General features: G+C 72.5%; 12 protein-coding genes and 1 riboswitch. Of the genes, 11 read left to right on the forward strand and 1 reads right to left on the reverse strand.

Features of this window, described 5'->3' with window-relative positions:
• The first annotated feature begins 109 nt into the window (after positions 1-109).
• Positions 110-1,852 (forward strand): cation:proton antiporter domain-containing protein, encoded by a 1,743-nt coding sequence (locus AC1HIL_RS15820; RefSeq protein WP_057597566.1) that lies wholly within the window; start codon positions 110-112, stop codon positions 1,850-1,852.
• A 9-nt stretch (positions 1,853-1,861) separates the two neighbouring features.
• Here AC1HIL_RS15820 and AC1HIL_RS15825 read toward each other — a convergent pair whose 3' ends face one another.
• A complete protein-coding gene (locus tag AC1HIL_RS15825; RefSeq protein ID WP_261215894.1) occupies positions 1,862-2,266 on the reverse strand; it encodes a hypothetical protein in 405 nt (134 codons plus the stop codon).
• A 243-nt stretch (positions 2,267-2,509) separates the two neighbouring features.
• On the opposite strand from AC1HIL_RS15825, the gene AC1HIL_RS15830 reads away from it, so the two are divergent.
• From AC1HIL_RS15830 to AC1HIL_RS15875, 10 genes are all read left to right on the forward strand, one after another.
• Positions 2,510-2,806, forward strand: a complete 297-nt coding sequence (locus AC1HIL_RS15830; RefSeq protein WP_413763901.1) for a hypothetical protein — start codon at positions 2,510-2,512, stop codon at positions 2,804-2,806.
• A 47-nt stretch (positions 2,807-2,853) separates the two neighbouring features.
• Positions 2,854-3,139: riboswitch (cobalamin riboswitch) on the forward strand.
• A gap of 237 nt (positions 3,140-3,376) precedes the next feature.
• Positions 3,377-5,476 carry a TonB-dependent receptor gene (locus AC1HIL_RS15835; protein ID WP_479672131.1) on the forward strand — a complete coding sequence of 700 codons (2,100 nt, stop codon included), beginning with the start codon at positions 3,377-3,379 and terminating at the stop codon, positions 5,474-5,476.
• Between the two features lies 1 nt (position 5,477).
• Positions 5,478-7,034, forward strand: a complete 1,557-nt coding sequence (locus AC1HIL_RS15840) for a PepSY domain-containing protein (protein ID WP_479672132.1) — start codon at positions 5,478-5,480, stop codon at positions 7,032-7,034.
• Between the two features lie 43 nt (positions 7,035-7,077).
• Complete coding sequence (locus tag AC1HIL_RS15845) at positions 7,078-7,755, forward strand: energy-coupling factor ABC transporter permease (protein ID WP_479672133.1); 678 nt, start codon at positions 7,078-7,080, stop codon at positions 7,753-7,755.
• A 20-nt stretch (positions 7,756-7,775) separates the two neighbouring features.
• Positions 7,776-8,837, forward strand: a complete 1,062-nt coding sequence (gene cobW / locus AC1HIL_RS15850) for a cobalamin biosynthesis protein CobW (protein ID WP_296777596.1) — start codon at positions 7,776-7,778, stop codon at positions 8,835-8,837.
• A 2-nt stretch (positions 8,838-8,839) separates the two neighbouring features.
• The gene (cobN, locus tag AC1HIL_RS15855) at positions 8,840-12,652 is read left to right on the forward strand and encodes a cobaltochelatase subunit CobN (protein WP_479672134.1); all 3,813 of its coding nucleotides are present in this window, start codon (positions 8,840-8,842) and stop codon (positions 12,650-12,652) included.
• Positions 12,649-13,713, forward strand: coding sequence for a magnesium chelatase ATPase subunit I (locus AC1HIL_RS15860; RefSeq protein WP_479672135.1), 1,065 nt, complete (start codon positions 12,649-12,651; stop codon positions 13,711-13,713). Before cobN ends, AC1HIL_RS15860 begins: the two co-directional genes overlap by 4 nt.
• 233 nt (positions 13,714-13,946) lie before the next feature.
• Complete coding sequence (locus AC1HIL_RS15865) at positions 13,947-14,384, forward strand: vWA domain-containing protein (RefSeq protein WP_413763896.1); 438 nt, start codon at positions 13,947-13,949, stop codon at positions 14,382-14,384.
• A 182-nt stretch (positions 14,385-14,566) separates the two neighbouring features.
• Positions 14,567-15,949, forward strand: a complete 1,383-nt coding sequence (gene cysS / locus AC1HIL_RS15870) for a cysteine--tRNA ligase (protein ID WP_479672136.1) — start codon at positions 14,567-14,569, stop codon at positions 15,947-15,949.
• 37 nt (positions 15,950-15,986) lie between these two features.
• Complete coding sequence (locus AC1HIL_RS15875) at positions 15,987-17,252, forward strand: NUDIX hydrolase (protein WP_479672137.1); 1,266 nt, start codon at positions 15,987-15,989, stop codon at positions 17,250-17,252.
• Positions 17,253-17,261 lie beyond the last annotated feature (9 nt).

Consider the following 17,261-nt stretch of genomic DNA (forward strand, 5'->3'; position numbering starts at 1 on the left):
GCTTCGGCGGGTTTTTTCATGTCCGGCCCGAACGGACAAGCCCCGGGAAATGCAACCGTCTTGCATACGTGTAATGAACGATCCCCCCACGTTCCTGCAAAATCGGCCGATGCCCCACAGCGTCTCACTCATCAACACCATCGCCGCCGGCCTCGGCCTGGCCCTGGTGCTCGGCTTCCTCGCCGCGCGCCTGCGCCTGCCGGCTCTCGTCGGCTACCTGCTGGCCGGCGTCATCATCGGTCCCTTCACGCCCGGCTTCGTGGCCGATGCCGGCATCGCCGCGCAACTGGCCGAGATCGGCGTGATGCTGCTGATGTTCGGCGTGGGGCTGCATTTCTCGCTCGACGACCTGCTGGCCGTGCGCAAGATCGCGCTGCCCGGCGCGCTGCTGCAGATCAGCGTGGCCACGCTGCTCGGCGGCGCGCTCGCGCTGTGGTGGGGCTGGAACCTCGGCGCCGCGCTGGTGTTCGGCCTCGCGCTCTCGGTCGCCAGCACCGTCGTGCTGCTGCGCGCGCTCGAGAGCCTGGGCATCCTCGACTCCTTCACCGGCCGCATCGCCGTCGGCTGGCTGGTGGTGGAAGACCTCGCCATGGTGCTGGTGCTCGTGCTGCTGCCCCCGCTCGCCGAGACCCTCGGCGGCCGCGCCGCCGGCACCGACGCCTCGCCGCTGTGGCAGACCCTGGGTCTCACCCTGCTGCAGGTCGGCGGCTTCGTCGCCCTCATGCTGATCGTCGGGCGCCGCGTCTTCCCCTGGATCCTCTGGCAGGTCGCGCGCACCGGCTCGCGCGAGCTCTTCACCCTGTGCGTGGTGGCCGCCGCCGTCAGCATCGCCTTCGCCTCGGCGGCGCTGTTCGGCGTCTCCTTCGCGCTCGGCGCCTTCTTCGCCGGCATGGTCATGCGCGAGTCGCAGTTCAGCCACCGCGCCGCCCAGGAATCGCTGCCGCTGCGCGACGCCTTCGCCGTGCTGTTCTTCGTCTCGGTCGGCATGCTGTTCGATCCCTCCGTGCTGCTCGAGCGCCCGCTGCAGGTGCTGGCCGTCGTGCTGGTCATCGTGCTGGGCAAGTCGCTCGCCGCCTGCGGCCTCGTGCTGGTGCTGCGCTATCCGCTGGCCACGGCACTCACCGTCAGCGCCAGCCTGGCGCAGATCGGCGAGTTCTCGTTCATCCTGGTCGGCCTGGGCGTCTCGCTCGGCCTCATGCCCACCGAGGGGCAGAGCCTGATCCTGGCCGGCGCCCTGATCTCCATCGCCACCAACCCGCTGTGGTTCAGCCTGATCGCGCCGCTGCAGAAATGGCTGCATGCCCATTCCTCGTTCGCGCGCCGCCTCGAGGCGCGCGACGACCCGCTGGCCGAGCTGCCGATGAGCACCGAGGCGCGCTACCTCTCGCGCCAGGTGGTGCTGGTCGGCTACGGCCGGGTCGGGCGCCGCATCGCGGCCGAGCTCAAGGCGCACGACATCCCCTACGTCGTGGCCGAACAGAACCGCGAGCTGGTCGAGAAGCTGCGCGAGGAGGGCGGTGCCGCCGTCTATGGCGACGCGGCCGATCCCGCCGTGCTGATCCAGGCCCACATCGCGCGTGCCCGGGTGCTGGTGGTGGCCACGCCGGCCGCGCTCAACGTGCGGCAGATGATCGAGACCGCGCGCACCCTCAATCCCACGATCGAGACGGTGATCCGCAGCCACAACGAGGCGGAAGCGGAGCTGCTCACGCGCGAGGTCTCGGCCAACGTCTTCCTCGGCGAGCACGAGCTGGCCCAGGCGATGGCGCGCGACGCGGTGCGCCGCGCCGTGGCGCCGCCCGCGGCGCATGGCGCCAACGGCGCGCCCACCGTGCCGGGCGCGCCGGCCTGAGCGCTTTTTCTAGAGGTCCTCGATCACCAGCATGCGATAGCGCTGGGCGATCGAGTACGGCACCGTGCGCACCACGTCCATCAGGCGTTCGGCGTCTTCCTGTTCCTCGGTGCGTACCAGCAGCGCCGTGTGGCCCTCGCGCGCGAGCTTGGTGTAGGCGCGAACGGTCGCGCCGTCGGTGCCGGCCGAGGGCAGGGGGTTGTCGGCCTCCTTCACGGTCGGGGTGATCTCGGCCAGCACGGTGGCGGGCGGCAGCAGGTAGACGTCGTCGCCGCTCACGCCCTGTTCGATGAGCTGGCGGCCGATCCGGTCGGCGTCCTCCGCGCTCGGGAACATCACCATCGAGTAGCCGGTGGGATAGAACGCGCCGCCGATGCTCGATGTCATCCGCGATTCCAGGCTGAACTGCTTCATGGGGGCCTCCTGTGTGTCTTGGCTGGCTGCTGATCCGCTTCGAAACTAGGCCGCGCACCGGCGCTCGCATGTAGGAGAAGCCCGGGAGCTGGGAACGGTGGGCGCCAACGCCCGTCGCAGGAAGCCCACAGGGTTTTCGCCGGCGGTGAACGTGATCGAGTACACGCGCGTTGTGACAGGGCGTGTCCACGATCCCGGCGGCGCGCCCCCATCATCGCCAACGCCCACCTTCCAGAGCTTCGCGTGAACACCATCCCCGCCACCCTGTCGCCGTCGCCCCGCAACCTCGCGCTGACCGTCCACGAGCTGGAGCCCGGCGAGTTCTACTGGGTGCTGATGGAGGCGGTCGACGATGCCGCGGGCGAGGGCGCGGTGCATTCCTACCTGCCGCTCGAGGCGGCCATCGAGCCGCACACCAGCTATTCGAACGCGCTGGTGGCCGGCGTCAGCGTGCTGCGCCGGCTGTTCGGCACCGAAGGCCCCGGCCGGGCGCAGGACACCCGCACGCCCGACGAGCCCGCGCGCACCCGCTCCCTATAATTCCCGCCGTTCGGTGCGGCCATTCTTCCGAGGAAGGAAGGACGCACCGGCACCACGGTTCGAAGGTGCCCCGCCAGCCATGCATGCCATGGCCAAGGGGTTAAACGGGAAGCAGGTGCGACGCGCCGGTTCACGGATCGACGCCTCCATTCCTGCGCTGCCCCCGCAACGGTCAGCGGATCTGGACGTCCTCACGCCATGCCCCCAGGGCATCGGCAGCCACTGCGCCCCCAAGGCGTGGGAAGGCGAGGGCTTCCGCAACGGCGCTGCAGTATCGACTGCGCGCCGCTGCGCTCCGCGAGCCCGGATACCGGCCTTCGTCACCGCCTCGGACGCTGCGGGAGTGCGTGTCCGGGCCGCCGGCCGGCGAAGCGCTCGCTTTACCCGCCGCCGGTCCCGGCCATCGATCGACCTCCCGCCGCGTCCACGTTCGGTCAGAGAGCCTGCGGGGACGCGGGCCGGAGGAGAAGTCACATGGATCACGCATCGCCGCCAGGCGATCGCAGGGGCGCGGCCGGCCGCCGCCCGCACCGCCACCGGGGTCGCCCGGCCACCCGCCGCCTCGGCGGCATGTCCGCCGCCATCGGCCTGGCCTTCGGGGCCGGCAGCGGCTTCGCGCAGCAGGCCGCCACCAGCCTGCCGCCGGTGCAGGTCGAGGCCGGCGCCCAGGGCGCGCTGTCGCTCGCCGAGCCCACGCAGACCGGCAGCCGCCTCGGCCTCACGCCGCTCGAGACGACCGCCAGCATCGAGGTGCTGACCGGCGAGACCATCCGCGCGCGCGGCGACGTCTCCGTCATCGAGGCCGCCACCCGCGCCACCGGCATCACCGGCGCGCCCTCGCCGGGCAACGGCAGCACCTCGATGGCCGCACGCGGCTTCTCGGGCCATGGCTCGGTGATGCAGCTGTTCGACGGCACGCGGCTGTTCGCGGGCGCGGGCACCGTCACCTTCCCGTTCGACACCTGGTCGGTCGACCGCATCGAGGTGCTGCGCGGCGCGGCCTCGGTCATGTATGGCGAAGGCGCGATCGGCGGCGCGATCAACGTGGTGCCCAAGAAGCCCACGCGCGGACCGATCCACAACGAGGCGCTGCTGAGCTACGGCTCCGACGCCACGCGCCAGGCCGCCTTCGGCAGCGGCGGCGCGATCAACGACAAGCTTTCGTACCGCTTCGACATCAGCCACCGCGCCACCCACGGCTTCATGGCGCGCGGCGAGGGCGAGAGCCTGGCCGTCGGTGGCGCGCTGCGCCTGGACGTCTCGCCCGAGCTGCAGTTCACCCTGTCGCACGACGAGGGCCGCCAGTCGCCGCAGCGCTACCAGGGCGTGCCGCTGATCGACGGGCGCCTCGACGGCCGGACCCTGCGCCAGAACTACAACGTCGACGACGCCGAGCTCAAGTACGACGACAAGTGGACGCGCCTCGACGCGCTGTGGACGCCCAGCGATGCCGTCACCGTGCACAACCAGCTCTACCGGCTCGCGAGCCAGCGCCACTGGCGCAACAGCGAGACCTACACCTTCAATGCCGCCACGCGCCGCGTGACGCGCGGCGACTACCTCGAGATCGGCCACGACCAGGAGCAGGTCGGCAACCGCACCGACGCCACCTTCCGGCACGAACTGCTCGGCATGAAGAACCAGGTACTGGTGGGCTTCGACATGAACCGCATCGACTTCCTGAACTCGAGCGACTCGCCCTACGGCGGCCGCTCGGTGGTCGACCCCTTCGTCTTCCTGCCCGGCTACTACCAGTCGCCGTCGCCCTACCTGCCGCGCTACCGGACCCGCACCAGCACCTACGCCGTGTTCGCCGAGGACAAGCTGGCCTTCGACGAGCGCTGGTCGCTGGTCGCCAGCCTGCGCTGGGACCATGCCAAGGTGGCGCGCACCGACCTGGCCAACGCGGCCAACAGCCTCACGAAGACCTTCGAGTACGCCACCGGCCGCATCGGCGCGGTGTATGCGCCCGATGCCTCGCAGTCCTTCTATGCGCAGCTGGCGCATGCGGCCGATCCGCTGACCTCGCTGATCAGCACCTCGACCACGCAGGCGCCGTTCGACCTCAGCACCGGCAACCAGGTCGAGGTCGGCTACAAGCGCCAGCTGGCCGACAACCGCGGCGCCTGGACCGTGGCCGCCTACCGCATCGAGAAGAAGAAGCTGCTGTCGCGCGACCAGAACAACCCCAGCGTCTTGCAGCAGGTCGGCAAGCAGTCGTCCGAGGGCATCGAGGCCACGCTCGACCTCGCTCTGACCCCGACGCTGCAGCTAGAGGCCAATGCGGCCAGGCTGCGCGCGCGCTACGACGACTTCAACGAGGCCGTGAGCGGCCGGCTGGTCTCGCGCGCCGGCAACACGCCGTTCGGCGTGCCCGAGGCAGCGGCCAACCTGTTCCTGCACTGGCATTTCCTGCCGCAGTGGGAGGCCGAGTTCGGCCTGCGCTACGTCGGCTCGCGCCAGGTCGACGCGGCCAACTCGCGCAAGATCGGCTCCTACACCGTGGCCGACGCCTCGGTGAGCTGGCAGGCCAACAAGTCGCTCAAGCTCGCGCTGCGCGGCTACAACCTCGGCGACCGCCGCTATCCGCTGTCGTTCTCGAACAGCGGCAACCAGTGGCTGCTGGGCCGTCCGCGCTCCTTCGAGCTGTCGGCGCTGGTGAACTTCTGAGATGACGCACGCCGCGCGCCGCGCCCGCGCCGATCGCCGCACTGCCTGGCAGCGCGCGTGGCCGCTCGCGCGCCACTGGCTCTACTGGACGCACCGCTGGCTCGGCATCGGCGGCTGCCTGCTGTTCGTCATGTGGTTCGTCTCGGGCGTGGTGATGATGTACGTGGGCTATCCCACGCTCACCGAGGGCGAGCGGCTCGCGGGCCTGCGCGCGCTCGACGTCGGCCAGGCCCGGGTCTCGCCCCCGGCCGCGCTCGAGGCCCTGCCCGAAGCAGCGCGCCAGCAGCCGCCGCGCCGCGTCGCGCTCGAGATGCAGGGCGGCGCGCAGCCGCAGCCGGTGTGGCGCATCGTCGATGCGCGCGGCGGTCGCCATGCGGTGTCGGCGCGCGATGGCCGATTGCTGGCCGGCGCCGACGCCGCGCAGGCCGAGGCCGTGGCGCGCGACTTCTCGGGCCAGCCCGCGGCGCGCTGGGCCGAGACGCTCGAGCGCGACCAGTGGACCGTGCCGCAGGGCCTCAACCCGCTGCGCCCGCTGCACCGCATCGAACTGAACGACGCGGCGGGCACCGAGCTCTACGTGTCGGCGCGCACCGGCGAGGTGGTGCGCGACACCACGCGCTCCGAGCGCTTCTGGAACTGGCTCGGCTCGGTGCCGCACTGGATCTACTTCACGCCGCTGCGCGCCGATCCGCCGCTGTGGCACGACGTGGTGGTGTGGCTCTCGGCCGCCTGCATCGTCTCGGCCGTGACCGGCATCGTGATCGGGATCCTGCGCCTCCGGCTGCGCCGGCGCTTCCGCAACGGGTCCGTCACGCCCTACACCGGCTGGATGGCCTGGCACCACATCGCGGGCCTGGTCGGCGGCTTCTTCGTGCTGACCTGGATCGTGAGCGGCTGGCTTTCGATGAACCCGAACCGCTGGTTCGAGCGCAACCCGGTCGACGCGGCCGCGATGGCGCGCTACACCGGCGGCGAACTCCCGGCCTTTCCGTGGCCTCCCGCCATGCCGCTGGCGGGCGAGGGCGCAGCGGCACCGCGCGAGGCGCTGCTGCAATGGTTCGACGGCCGGCCGCTGCTGCAGCTGCGCGATGCGCAGGCACGCGTGCGCGTGGTCGATGCCGCGAGCGGCGCGCCGGCCTCGATCGCGCGCGAGGACATCGTGCGCGCGGCCGCCCGGCTGCGCCCCGGCGCCACGGTGAGCGAGGCCGTGCTGCAGACTGCCTACGACTTTCACTGGTACGGCCACCACCGTGAGCGCGTGCTGCCGGTCTGGCGCCTCGCGTTCGACGATCCCGCGCGCACCCGGCTCTACATCGACCCGGCCAACGGCCAACTGGTCGGCAGCAGCGACCGAAATGCGCGGCTGCGGCGCTGGCTTTTCAATGCGGCCCACAGCCTCGACTTCCCCTGGCTGATCCAGTACCGGCCGGCCTGGGACCTGGTGATGTGGCTGCTGTCGATCGTCGGCGCCCTGGCCTCGGCCAGCGGCGTGGTGATCGGCTGGCGCCGGCTGCGGCCGCGCACGCGTTCTCCCACCGTGGCGCTCGCGCGTCCATGATCCAATCCACTTTCGCACTGCGGTGCCCTCCAGGAGCTGTTCCATGCACATCGAACCCGGTCTCGTCGACACGACCAAGATCTTTCTCAGCTATGCCACCGGCGCCGCGGCGCTCGCCTGCACGGGCAAGGTGGCTTTCGACACCCTGCTGAAGGACGGCCTGGCCGCCCTGGCATTGCGCTCGGCGATCGCCGTGGCGCTGGTGTTCTGCTTCTTCGAGGTGCTGCCGCACCACCCGGTGGGTGTATCGGAAGTGCACCTGATCCTCGGCACCACCTTGCTGCTGGTGTTCGGGCTCGCGCCCGCGGCCATCGGCCTGGCGGGCGGGCTGCTGGTGCAGGGCCTGTTCTTCGAGCCGCAGGACCTGCCGCAGTACGGCATGAACGTCACGACCCTGCTGGTGCCGCTGTTCGCCACCGCCGTGCTCGCGCGTCGCATCATTCCCGAGAAGCTGGCCTACGTGGACATCGGCTACGGTGAGGCCTTCAAGCTGTCGGTCGCCTACCAGGGCGGCATCGTGGTGTGGGTCGGCTTCTGGGCGCTCTACGGCCGCGGCACCGGGCTCGCGAACCTCGGCGAGATCGCCAGCTTCGGCGCCGCCTACATGACGGTGGTGCTGGTCGAGCCGCTGGTCGACCTCGGCGTGCTCGCCGGTGCCAAGGCCTGGCGCCGGCTGCAGGGCTCGGCCTTCGTCGAACGTCGCCTCTACACCGGCGCCTGAAAGAACTCCCGGAACCCTCCATGACCACCAGCAACGCAAAAATCCCCGTCACCATCGTCACGGGCTTCCTCGGCAGCGGCAAGACCACCTTGATGCGCCACATCCTCGGCAACGCCGAAGGCCGCCGCATCGCGGTGATCGTCAACGAGTTCGGCGAACTCGGCATCGACGGCGAGATCCTGCGCGGTTGCGGCATCGGCTGCGACGACGAGGGCAACGAGCGCGAGGGCGCGCTCTACGAACTCGCCAACGGCTGCGTCTGCTGCACCGTGCAGGAGGAGTTCCTGCCCGTGATGCTGCAGCTCGCCGAGCGCCGCGACCAGCTCGATGCCGTGCTGATCGAGACCTCGGGCCTCGCGCTGCCCAAGCCGCTGGTGCAGGCCTTCCAGTGGCCCGACATCGCCAACGTCTTCACCGTCGACTCGGTCGTGACCGTGGTCGACGGCCCGGCCGCCGCGGCGGGCCAGTTCGCCGAGAACCCGGTGGCGGTCGACGCGCAGCGCCGCGCCGACCCCAACCTCGACCACGAGTCGCCGCTGCACGAGCTGTTCGAGGACCAGCTCTCGGCCGCCGACCTGGTGGTGCTCAACAAGGCCGACCTGCTCGACGAGGCCGCGCGCGCGCGCGTCGAGGCGCTGGTGCGCGAGGAGCTGCCGCCCGAGGTCAAGATCGTGACGGCCACCGAGGGCAAGCTGCCGCTCGCGCTGCTGCTGGGCCAGGGCCGCGCCGCCGAAACCACCATCCACCTGCGCGAGAGCCACCACGACCACGAGGAAGACCACGACCACGACGAGTTCGACTCGCTGGTGATCGACCTGCCCGCGATGGACCGCGAGCGGCTGCTGGCCGCGCTGGCCGCGCTGGTCGAGCGCCACACCATCTACCGCGTGAAGGGCTTCGTCGCCGTGCCGGGCAAGCCGATGCGCCTGCTGGTGCAGGGCGTGGGCCGGCGCTTCGACCATCACTTCGACCGCCGCTGGCGCGACGGCGAGGCGCCGCGCACGCAGCTGGTCTTCATCGGCGAGGACCTGGACGAGGCCGCGTTGCGCGAGGTGCTCGAAGGCGCGGCGCTGCCGGCCTGACGATGCACCTGCTGAGCACCCAGCCCGGACGCTTCGTCGAGGACGACCCGGGCGTCGTCACCCGGCTCGACCAGACGCCGGGCGAGATCGTGGTGCTCAGCTCGGCCGACACCACGCTGGCGCTGCTGTCGGCCGCGCGCGGCGCGCTCGCGGCCAGCGATCCCGGCTATCCCTCGCTGCGGCTGGCCAACCTCATGTACCTGCGCCAGCCGGCCTCGTTCGACCTCTATGCCGACGAGGTGCTGCGGCATGCGCGCGTGGTGGTGGTCGACCATCTCGGCGCGGCCTCGGCCTGGCCCTATGGCCTGCAGCAGCTCGAGCAGCTCGCGCGCCGGCACGGCCAGCAGCTCGCCATCTTCTCGGGCGACCTGCAGGAGGACGAGGACCTGCTCGCGCGCAGCACCGCGCCGCGCGCCGTCTGCCACCGGCTGTGGCAGTACCTGCGCGCGGGCGGCCCGGCCAATGCGCTGCAGTTCCTGCGCGCGGTGGCCTTCCATGGCCTGCGCCATGGCGACGAGCCGCTGCCGCCGCGCAGCCTGCCGCAGGTGGCGCTGCACGTGCCGGGGCTGCCCGCCACCTCGGCCGTGCCCGGCATCGACGACCTGCGCGCGCGCTGGCGGCCCGACGCGCCGGTGGTGGCGCTGGTGTTCTACCGCTCGCACCTGCTGTCGGGCAACACGGCCGCCTTCGACGCGTTGGCCGAGGCGCTGTCGGCCGAGGGACTGAACCCGCTGCCGCTGGCGCTCGATTCGCTCAAGGACCCGCTGTGCCTCTCGGCGCTGCGCGAACTCTGCGCCACGCATGCGGTGCAGCTGGTGCTCAACACCACGGCCTTCGCGGCGCTGGGGCTCGACGGCGGCGAGGGCGGCGAACCGGCACTGGCCGGCGACGCGCCCGTGCTGCAGGTGATCGTGAGCGGCGGCAACCGCGAGGACTGGCTGGCCGACAGCCAGGGCCTGCGGCCGCGCGACATCGCGATGCAGGTCGCGCTGCCCGAGATGGACGGCCGCATCGTGACGCGCGCCGTGAGCTTCAAGGGCCTGCTGCATCGCTGCGAGCTGACGCAGACCCAGGTGGTCGGCTACCGCGCCGAGCCCGACCGCGTCGCCTTCGTGGCCGAGCTCGCGCGCCGCTGGTGCCGCCTGCGCAGCCTGCCGGCGGCCGAGAAGCGGCTCGCGCTGGTGCTCGCCAACTACCCGGGCAGCGAAGGTCGCATCGGCAGCGGCGTGGGGCTCGACACGCCGGCCTCGGTGATCGCGATCCTCGGAACGCTGCGCGCCGAAGGCTATGCGCTCGGCGATCCGAAGGCGTTGCCGGCCGATGGCGACAGCCTGATGCAGACCCTGCAGCAGGGCATCGCCAACGACCCGCGCGAATGGCCCGCGCGGCCCGCCTGGCAGAGCTACGCGCTGGCCGACTACCGCGCGCGCCTGGCCGCGCTGCCAGAAGGCATGGCCGCGGCCATCGACGAACGCTGGGGCCCGCCCGAGCAGGATCCGATGCTGCGCCAGGGCCGCTTCATGATCGCGGGCCTGCGGCTGGGCCGGGTCTTCGTCGGCATCCAGCCCGCGCGCGCGCTGAACCTCTCGGGCTCGCAGGACTATGCGAGCTACCACGACGCCGAGGCCGTGCCGCCGCACGGCTACCTGGCCTTCTATTTCTGGCTGCGCGACGTGTTCGGCATCGACGCGGTGGTGCACGTCGGCAAGCACGGCAACCTCGAATGGCTGCCGGGCAAGAGCATCGCGCTGACGCAGGCCTGTTGGCCCGACGCGGTGCTCGGGCCGCTGCCCAACGTCTATCCCTTCATCGTCAATGACCCGGGCGAGGGCGCGCAGGCCAAGCGCCGCACCCAGGCCGTGATCGTCGACCACCTGATGCCGCCGCTCACGCGCGCCGAGAACCACGGCCCGATGCAGGACCTCGAGCGCCAGGTCGACGAGTACTACGACGCGCTGCTGGTCGATGCACGCCGCGCGCGCGTGCTGCGCGCCCAGATCCTCGCGGCCGTGCGCGCCCAGCACCTGGTCGACGAGCTCGATGCGGCGGGCGCCGAGGACGATGCCGTGCTCGCGCGCGTCGATGCCTACCTCTGCGAGCTCAAGGAAACCCAGATCCGCGACGGCCTGCATGTGTTCGGCGCCTCGCCCGAGGGCCGGCTGCGGCGCGACACGCTGCTGGCGCTGGCGCGCTATCCGGCGGGCGACGGCAGCGGTGCCGATGCGGGGTTGCTTGGTGCGCTGTCGCACGACCTGCTGCCCGGCGAGCACTTCGATCCGCTCGACATCGAGCCCGCGAAACCCTGGCAGGGCGCGCGGCCCGCGCTGCTGCAGGCGGTGAGCGACGACCCCTGGCGCCACCAGGGCGACACGCGCGAGCGGCTCGAGCTGCTGGCGACGCGGCTCGTCGAAGCGGGCGAATGCCCGGCCGGCATGCCGCGCACCGCCGCCGTGCTGGGGCGCATCGCCGAGCGCCTCGCGCCCGCGCTCGATGCCTGCGGCGCGCAGGAGCTGCTGCAGCTGTCGCGCGCGCTGCGGGGCCGCTTCGTGCCGCCCGGGCCCAGCGGCTCGCCCTCGCGTGGCCGGCCCGACGTGCTGCCGACCGGGCGCAACTTCTACGCGGTCGACACGCGCGCCATTCCCACCCCCACCGCCTGGATGCTGGGCCTCAAGTCGGCCGCCCAGCTGGTCGAGCGCCACCTGCAGGAGCATGGCGACTATCCCGCGGGCATCGGCCTGTCGGTCTGGGGCACGGCCACCATGCGCACCGGCGGCGACGACCTCGCGCAGGCCTTCGCGCTGATCGGCGTGCGGCCGAAGTGGGCCGCGGGCAGCCAGCGCGTGGTCGACTTCGAGGTGCTGCCCACGGTCGGCCTCGGGCGTCCGCGCATCGACGTCACGCTGCGCATCTCGGGCTTCTTCCGCGATGCCTTCCCGGCCGCGGTGCAGATGTTCGACGCGGCCGTGCAGGCCGTGGCCGCGCAGGAGGACGAGGATGCCGAACGCAACCCGATCCGCGCGCGCATCCTGCGCGAGGCCGCGGCGCTCGAGGCCGGCGGCCTGCCGGCCGAGGCCGCGCGCACCCAGGCCGGCTGGCGCGTGTTCGGTTCGGCGCCGGGCCATTACGGCTCGGGCCTGCAGCCGCTGTTCGACAGCGGCGACTGGCAGAGCGACGACGACCTCGCCGGCGCCTATGTCGGCGGCAGCGCCCATGCCTACGGGCAGGACAGCGAGGGCGTGCCCGCCACCGAGGCGCTGGTGCGGCGGCTCGGCGAAATGAACGTGGTGCTGCAGAACCAGGACAGCCGCGAGCACGACCTGCTCGACTCCAACGACTACTACCAGTTCCAGGGCGGCATGGCCGCCGCCGTGCGCCACCTGAGCGGCAGCCAGCCGGCCATGTACCACGGCGACCATGGCAATCCGCAGGCGCCGCGCGTGCGCACGCTCAAGGAGGAGATCGGCCGCGTGGTGCGCGCGCGCGTGGTCAATCCCAAGTGGATCGCGGGCGCACGCCGCCATGGCTACAAGGGCGCCTTCGAGATGGCGGCCACGGTCGACTACCTGTTCGGCTTCGACGCCACCGCGCGCGTGGTCGGCGACCACCAGTACGCGATGGTGGCCGACGCCTACGTGCTCGACGACGACAACCGCGATTTCGTCGACACGCACAATCCACGCGCGCTGCACGACATGCTGAGCCGCCTGCTCGAGGCCATGCAGCGCGGCCTCTGGCAGTCGCCCGGCGACTACCGCGAACGCATCGAGAACCTGCTGCTCGCGCACGAGCAGCGGATGGAAGGACACACGCGATGACCACACAGGCTGCGCCGCTGCCGGCGTCGTTCCCCTTTTCCGCCATCGCCGGCCAGCCGCTGCTGCGCGAGGCGCTGCTGCTCGCCGCGGCCGATCCCGCGCTGGGCGGCGTGCTGATCGAGGGCCCGCGCGGCACCGCCAAGACCACGGCCGCGCGCGCGCTGGCCGAGCTGCTGCCCGGCGCGCCCTTCGTCACTCTGCCGCTGGGCGCCAGCCTCGAGCACCTGGTCGGCACGCTCGACCTCGGCCAGGCGCTGGCCGGCCATGCGCTGAAGTTCGCGCCGGGCCTGCTCGCGCGCGCCCATGGCGGCGTGCTCTATGTCGACGAGATCAACCTGCTGCCCGATGCGCTGATCGATTCGCTGCTCGACGCGGCCGCCAGCGGCGTCAACGTGGTCGAGCGCGACGGCATCTCGCACCGCCATGCCGCGCGTTTCGTGCTCGTGGGCACCATGAACCCGGAGGAGGGCAGCCTGCGCCCGCAACTGCTCGACCGCTTCGGCCTCTGCGTGCAGCTGCGCAACCTCGAGGACCGGGCCGAGCGCCAGGCCGTGGTGCGCGCGCGGCTGGCCTTCGACAGCGATCCCGAGGGCTTTCGCGCGCGGCATGCGGCGGCCGAAGCCGAGCTTGCCGCGTCGCTGCTGCGCGCCCGCGCGACGCTGGCCGATGCCAACGCGCTGCCGTATGGCGATGCGGTGCACGAGGCCGTGGGCGCGCTGTGCATTGCCGCGCAGGTCGACGGCCTGCGCGCCGACCTCGTGATGCTGCGCGCGGCGCGCGCGCTGGCCGCGCTCGAAGGAGCGCAGGCGATCGGCGAGCAGCATGTGCGGCGCGTGGCCGAGGCCGTGCTGCTGCACCGGCGCAAGCCGGGCGTGGAGGCGGCGCCGCCCGCGCAGGCGCCGGGCGCGCCACCGCCCCCGGCTGCCGAGGGCGAGAGCGCCATCGATGACGGTGCCGATGCCGGCGACTGGGGCGCGCTGCCCCCCGAGCCCGTCGGCGTCGCGCGCGTCAAGCCGCTGCGCCCGCTGATCCCGGCCGCCTCGCTCGCAAAAAAAGCCTGAGCCTCCGGAACACCGCACCCGCTGGCGCGCGCCAGGGTGACCGGAGGCAGGCGTCATCGGGACCGGGCCGCGAGGCCTGGCATGGCATCGCCGCCGCCGACGCGGCGCTCGACTGGCCGCGCACGCTTGCCGCGCGCGGTGCCGGTCCGCTGCGCCGCGAGCACCTGCGCCGCCGCCCGCGCGAGACGCGCGAGGGCGCGCTGCACTGCTTCCTGCTCGATGCCTCGGCCTCGATGCGCAACGACGGCGGCCTCGCGCGCGCCAAGGGCCTGCTGCTCGCGCTGATGGACGAGGCCTACCGCCGCCGCGACCATGTCGCGCTGCTGTGCTTCGCGGGCTCGGTGGTCGAGCTGCGGCTGCCGCCGCGCCGCGCCAGCGCCTGGAACGACGACTGGATCGCGCCCATCGGTGCCGGTGGCGGCACGCCGTTGGCGCTGGGCGTGCGGCGCGCCGACGAGCTGCTCGAGCGCCATGCCGATCGGCGGCGCTGGCTCTGGCTGCTGACCGATGGCCGCAGCGCCGAGTCGCCCGCGCGGCCCGGGTCAGCCGACGTGGCCTGCGTGGTCGGCTTCGAGACCGCGCGCGTGCCGCTGCATCGCGCGCAGTCGCTGGCCGCGGCGTGGGACGCGCGCTACCTCGACGCGGCCGCGTTTGACCCGCGGCAGGCCTAGCGGCTAGGATGCCGGCCATGCTCACCCGTCCTTCCCTCCACCTCGCCGGCACCTGCTGTCGCGTTCTGCCATGGGGAGATGGCGGCTAGAGCGACTTCGCGCGAACCCGCATGCCCGATGGCCACCTGTTGCAAGACCGGTGGCCTTTTTGTTTTTTGCAACGACCTCGAGAGTCCACACGCATGTCCCTCGTCCTTTACGACACCTGGTCGCGCTCCCTGCGCCCCTTCGTTCCGCTGCGCCCCGGCCCGGTGGGGCTCTACTGCTGCGGTCCCACGGTCTACGACCATGCCCACATCGGCAACCTGCGCACCTACGTGTTCGAGGACCTGCTGCGCCGCGTGCTGGAGTTCGGCGGCCACGAGGTGCGGCACGTGGTCAACATCACCGACGTCGGCCACCTGGTCTCGGACGCCGACGAGGGCGAGGACAAGATGGAGAAGGGCAGCCGCCGCGCGGGCGAATCGGCCTGGGCCATCGCCGAGCGCTTCACCGCGGCCTTCCGCGCCGACTGGCGCGCGCTGAACCTGCGCGAGCCCGCCGAATGGCCGCGCGCCACCGACCACATCCCCGAGCAGCTCGCCTTCATCGCCGAGCTCGAGCGCAAGGGCTTCACCTACCGCACCGCCGACGGCGTGTATTTCGACACCTCGAAGCAGGACGACTACGGCCACCTCGCGCGGCTGGACAAGGCCGGCCTGCGCGCGGGCCAGCGTGTGGCGATGGGCGACAAGCGCGAGGCCACCGACTTCGCGCTCTGGAAGTTCAGCCCGCCGGGCACCCAGCGCCAGATGGAATGGGACAGCCCCTGGGGCCGCGGCTTCCCGGGCTGGCACATCGAGTGCTCGGCCATGTCGGCCCGCTACCTCGGGCCCTGGTTCGACATCCACTGCGGCGGCGAGGACCACATCGGCGTGCACCACAGCAACGAGATCGCGCAGACCCAGGCCTGCCACGGCACGCGGCTCGCCAACTTCTGGCTGCATGGCCATTTCCTCACGCTCGACGACGACCTGAAGATGTCGAAGTCCGACGGCGACTTCGTGCGGCTGCAGACCCTGGTCGACCGCGGCATCGATCCGCTGGCCTACCGCTACCTGTGCCTGGGCGCGCACTACCGCAGCAGCCTGCGCTTCAACGAGGCCGCGATCGCGGGCGCGCAGTCGGCGCTCGACCGCCTGCGCCGCGCCTATGCGGGCTGGCCGGGGGGCGGCATGGCCGATGCGGGCTTCGTCGCGCGCTTTCGCGCCGAGGTCGAGCAGGACCTGAACCTGCCGCGCGGCCTGGCCGTGCTGTGGGAACTGGTGCGCAGCGACCTGCCGGCGGCGACGCGGCGCGCCACGGTCGATGTGTTCGAGGCGGTGCTGGGGCTGCGGCTGGCCGAGTGGCGCGAGGAGGGCGACGCGGTGCCCGAGGCGATCGCGGCCCTGGCGCGCGAGCGGCTCGAGGCCCGTGCCGCGGGCGACTGGGCCCGGGCCGACCGGCTGCGCGAGGACTTGCGCGCGCAGGGCTGGCAGGTCGAGGACGGCGCGGCCGGGCCCCGGCTCAGCCGTGGACGCGGGTGACAGCAGGCCGGCAGCCGCGGACCGACAATCGCTTCCCATGAACGCCACGCCGCCCAAGCCACGCCCGATACGCACCGCCGCCTCGCTGATCCTGCTGCGCGACGGGCCCGGCGGCCTCGAGGTGCTGATGCTGCGCCGGGCCGACAAGCCCGACGACCAGAACAGCGGCGCCAGCGTGTTCCCGGGCGGCGTGGTCGACGCGCACGACCGCGAGCTGCACACGCGCTGTGCCGGGCTCGACGACGCGGCCGCGAGCGCGCGGCTCGCGCTGCCCGCGGGCGGCCTCGACTACTACGCCGCCGCGGTGCGCGAATGCTTCGAGGAGGCCGGCGTGCTGTTCGCGAACGACGCCGACGGCGCGCTGGTCGCGCTCGATCGCATCGATCCGGAGCGGCTGGCCGCGATGCGCGCCGCCGTGGCCGACAGCACCGAGGCGCTGCTCGCGCTGTGCGACGCCCAGGGTTGGCGCCTCGCGGTCGACCAGTTTGCCTATTTCAGCCACTGGCTCACGCCGCCCGGCATGCCGCGCCGCTTCGACACGCGCTTCTTCGTTGCGGCCATGCCGCCCGGGCAGGAGGTGCAGGTCGACGGCTTCGAGATCGTCGAGCACCGCTGGCTGCCGCCGGCCGAGGCCGCGAGCCCGGCACTCGGGCTCAAGCTGATGAACGTGACGCGGCGGGTGCTGCTGGAGCTCGCGGGCTTCGCCTCGGTGGCCGATTGCCTCGCGCAGGCGCGCGCCCGTGCGCGCGTGCGTCTCAACATGCCGCGGCTGGCCGACGGGCCCGCAGGCCGGCGGCCGGTGAACGTGGACGAGGCGCCTTACGACGAGGTGGCGCTGGTCGATCCCGACGGGCAGGGCGGCGGGCGCTATGCGCACGAGGCGGGGCTTTCGATGCGGCTGTCGGCGCGCGTGTGGCGTGTGACGGGCGGCGATGGAACGCACAGCCATTTCGTCGGAGGCGACGAAGGGTGGGCGCTGATCGATCCGCCTGGCGAGGCGCTGCGCGCCGCGGCGCCCGGGCCGGTGCGCTGGGTGCTGGCCACGCGCGGCGAGGCATCGGCCGCCGGCTGGCCCGACGCGCGCGTGCTCGCGCCGCAGCCTGGGGAGTCGCTGGACCTCGGCGGCGCGACGCTCGAGGTGCTTGGCGGTGACGAGGAGTGCGCGCGGCGCTTCCTGCTGGTCGAGGAGCGCATGCTGTTCTCGGGCAGCGCGCAGGGCGCGGCCGTGGCATGGCCCGAGGACGCGGCGGTCGAATGGATCGCGCCGGTGCGTGGATTCGTCGCGCGCCACGCGCCCGACTGAGCGCGACCC

The sequence above is a fragment of the Variovorax sp. ISS6 genome, assembly GCF_056523145.1.

Excerpts from the sequence above, each read along its gene's own strand:
- AC1HIL_RS15820 (WP_057597566.1), top strand. The coding sequence starts at position 110 with ATGCCCCACAGCGTCTCACTCATCAACACCATCGCCGCCGGCCTCGGC.
- AC1HIL_RS15825 (WP_261215894.1), bottom strand. The coding sequence starts at position 2,266 with ATGAAGCAGTTCAGCCTGGAATCGCGGATGACATCGAGCATCGGCGGC.
- AC1HIL_RS15835 (WP_479672131.1), top strand. The coding sequence starts at position 3,377 with ATGTCCGCCGCCATCGGCCTGGCCTTCGGGGCCGGCAGCGGCTTCGCG.
- AC1HIL_RS15840 (WP_479672132.1), top strand. The coding sequence starts at position 5,478 with ATGACGCACGCCGCGCGCCGCGCCCGCGCCGATCGCCGCACTGCCTGG.
- AC1HIL_RS15845 (WP_479672133.1), top strand. The coding sequence starts at position 7,078 with ATGCACATCGAACCCGGTCTCGTCGACACGACCAAGATCTTTCTCAGC.
- cobW (WP_296777596.1), top strand. The coding sequence starts at position 7,776 with ATGACCACCAGCAACGCAAAAATCCCCGTCACCATCGTCACGGGCTTC.
- cobN (WP_479672134.1), top strand. The coding sequence starts at position 8,840 with ATGCACCTGCTGAGCACCCAGCCCGGACGCTTCGTCGAGGACGACCCG.
- AC1HIL_RS15860 (WP_479672135.1), top strand. The coding sequence starts at position 12,649 with ATGACCACACAGGCTGCGCCGCTGCCGGCGTCGTTCCCCTTTTCCGCC.
- AC1HIL_RS15865 (WP_413763896.1), top strand. The coding sequence starts at position 13,947 with ATGCGCAACGACGGCGGCCTCGCGCGCGCCAAGGGCCTGCTGCTCGCG.
- cysS (WP_479672136.1), top strand. The coding sequence starts at position 14,567 with ATGTCCCTCGTCCTTTACGACACCTGGTCGCGCTCCCTGCGCCCCTTC.
- AC1HIL_RS15875 (WP_479672137.1), top strand. The coding sequence starts at position 15,987 with ATGAACGCCACGCCGCCCAAGCCACGCCCGATACGCACCGCCGCCTCG.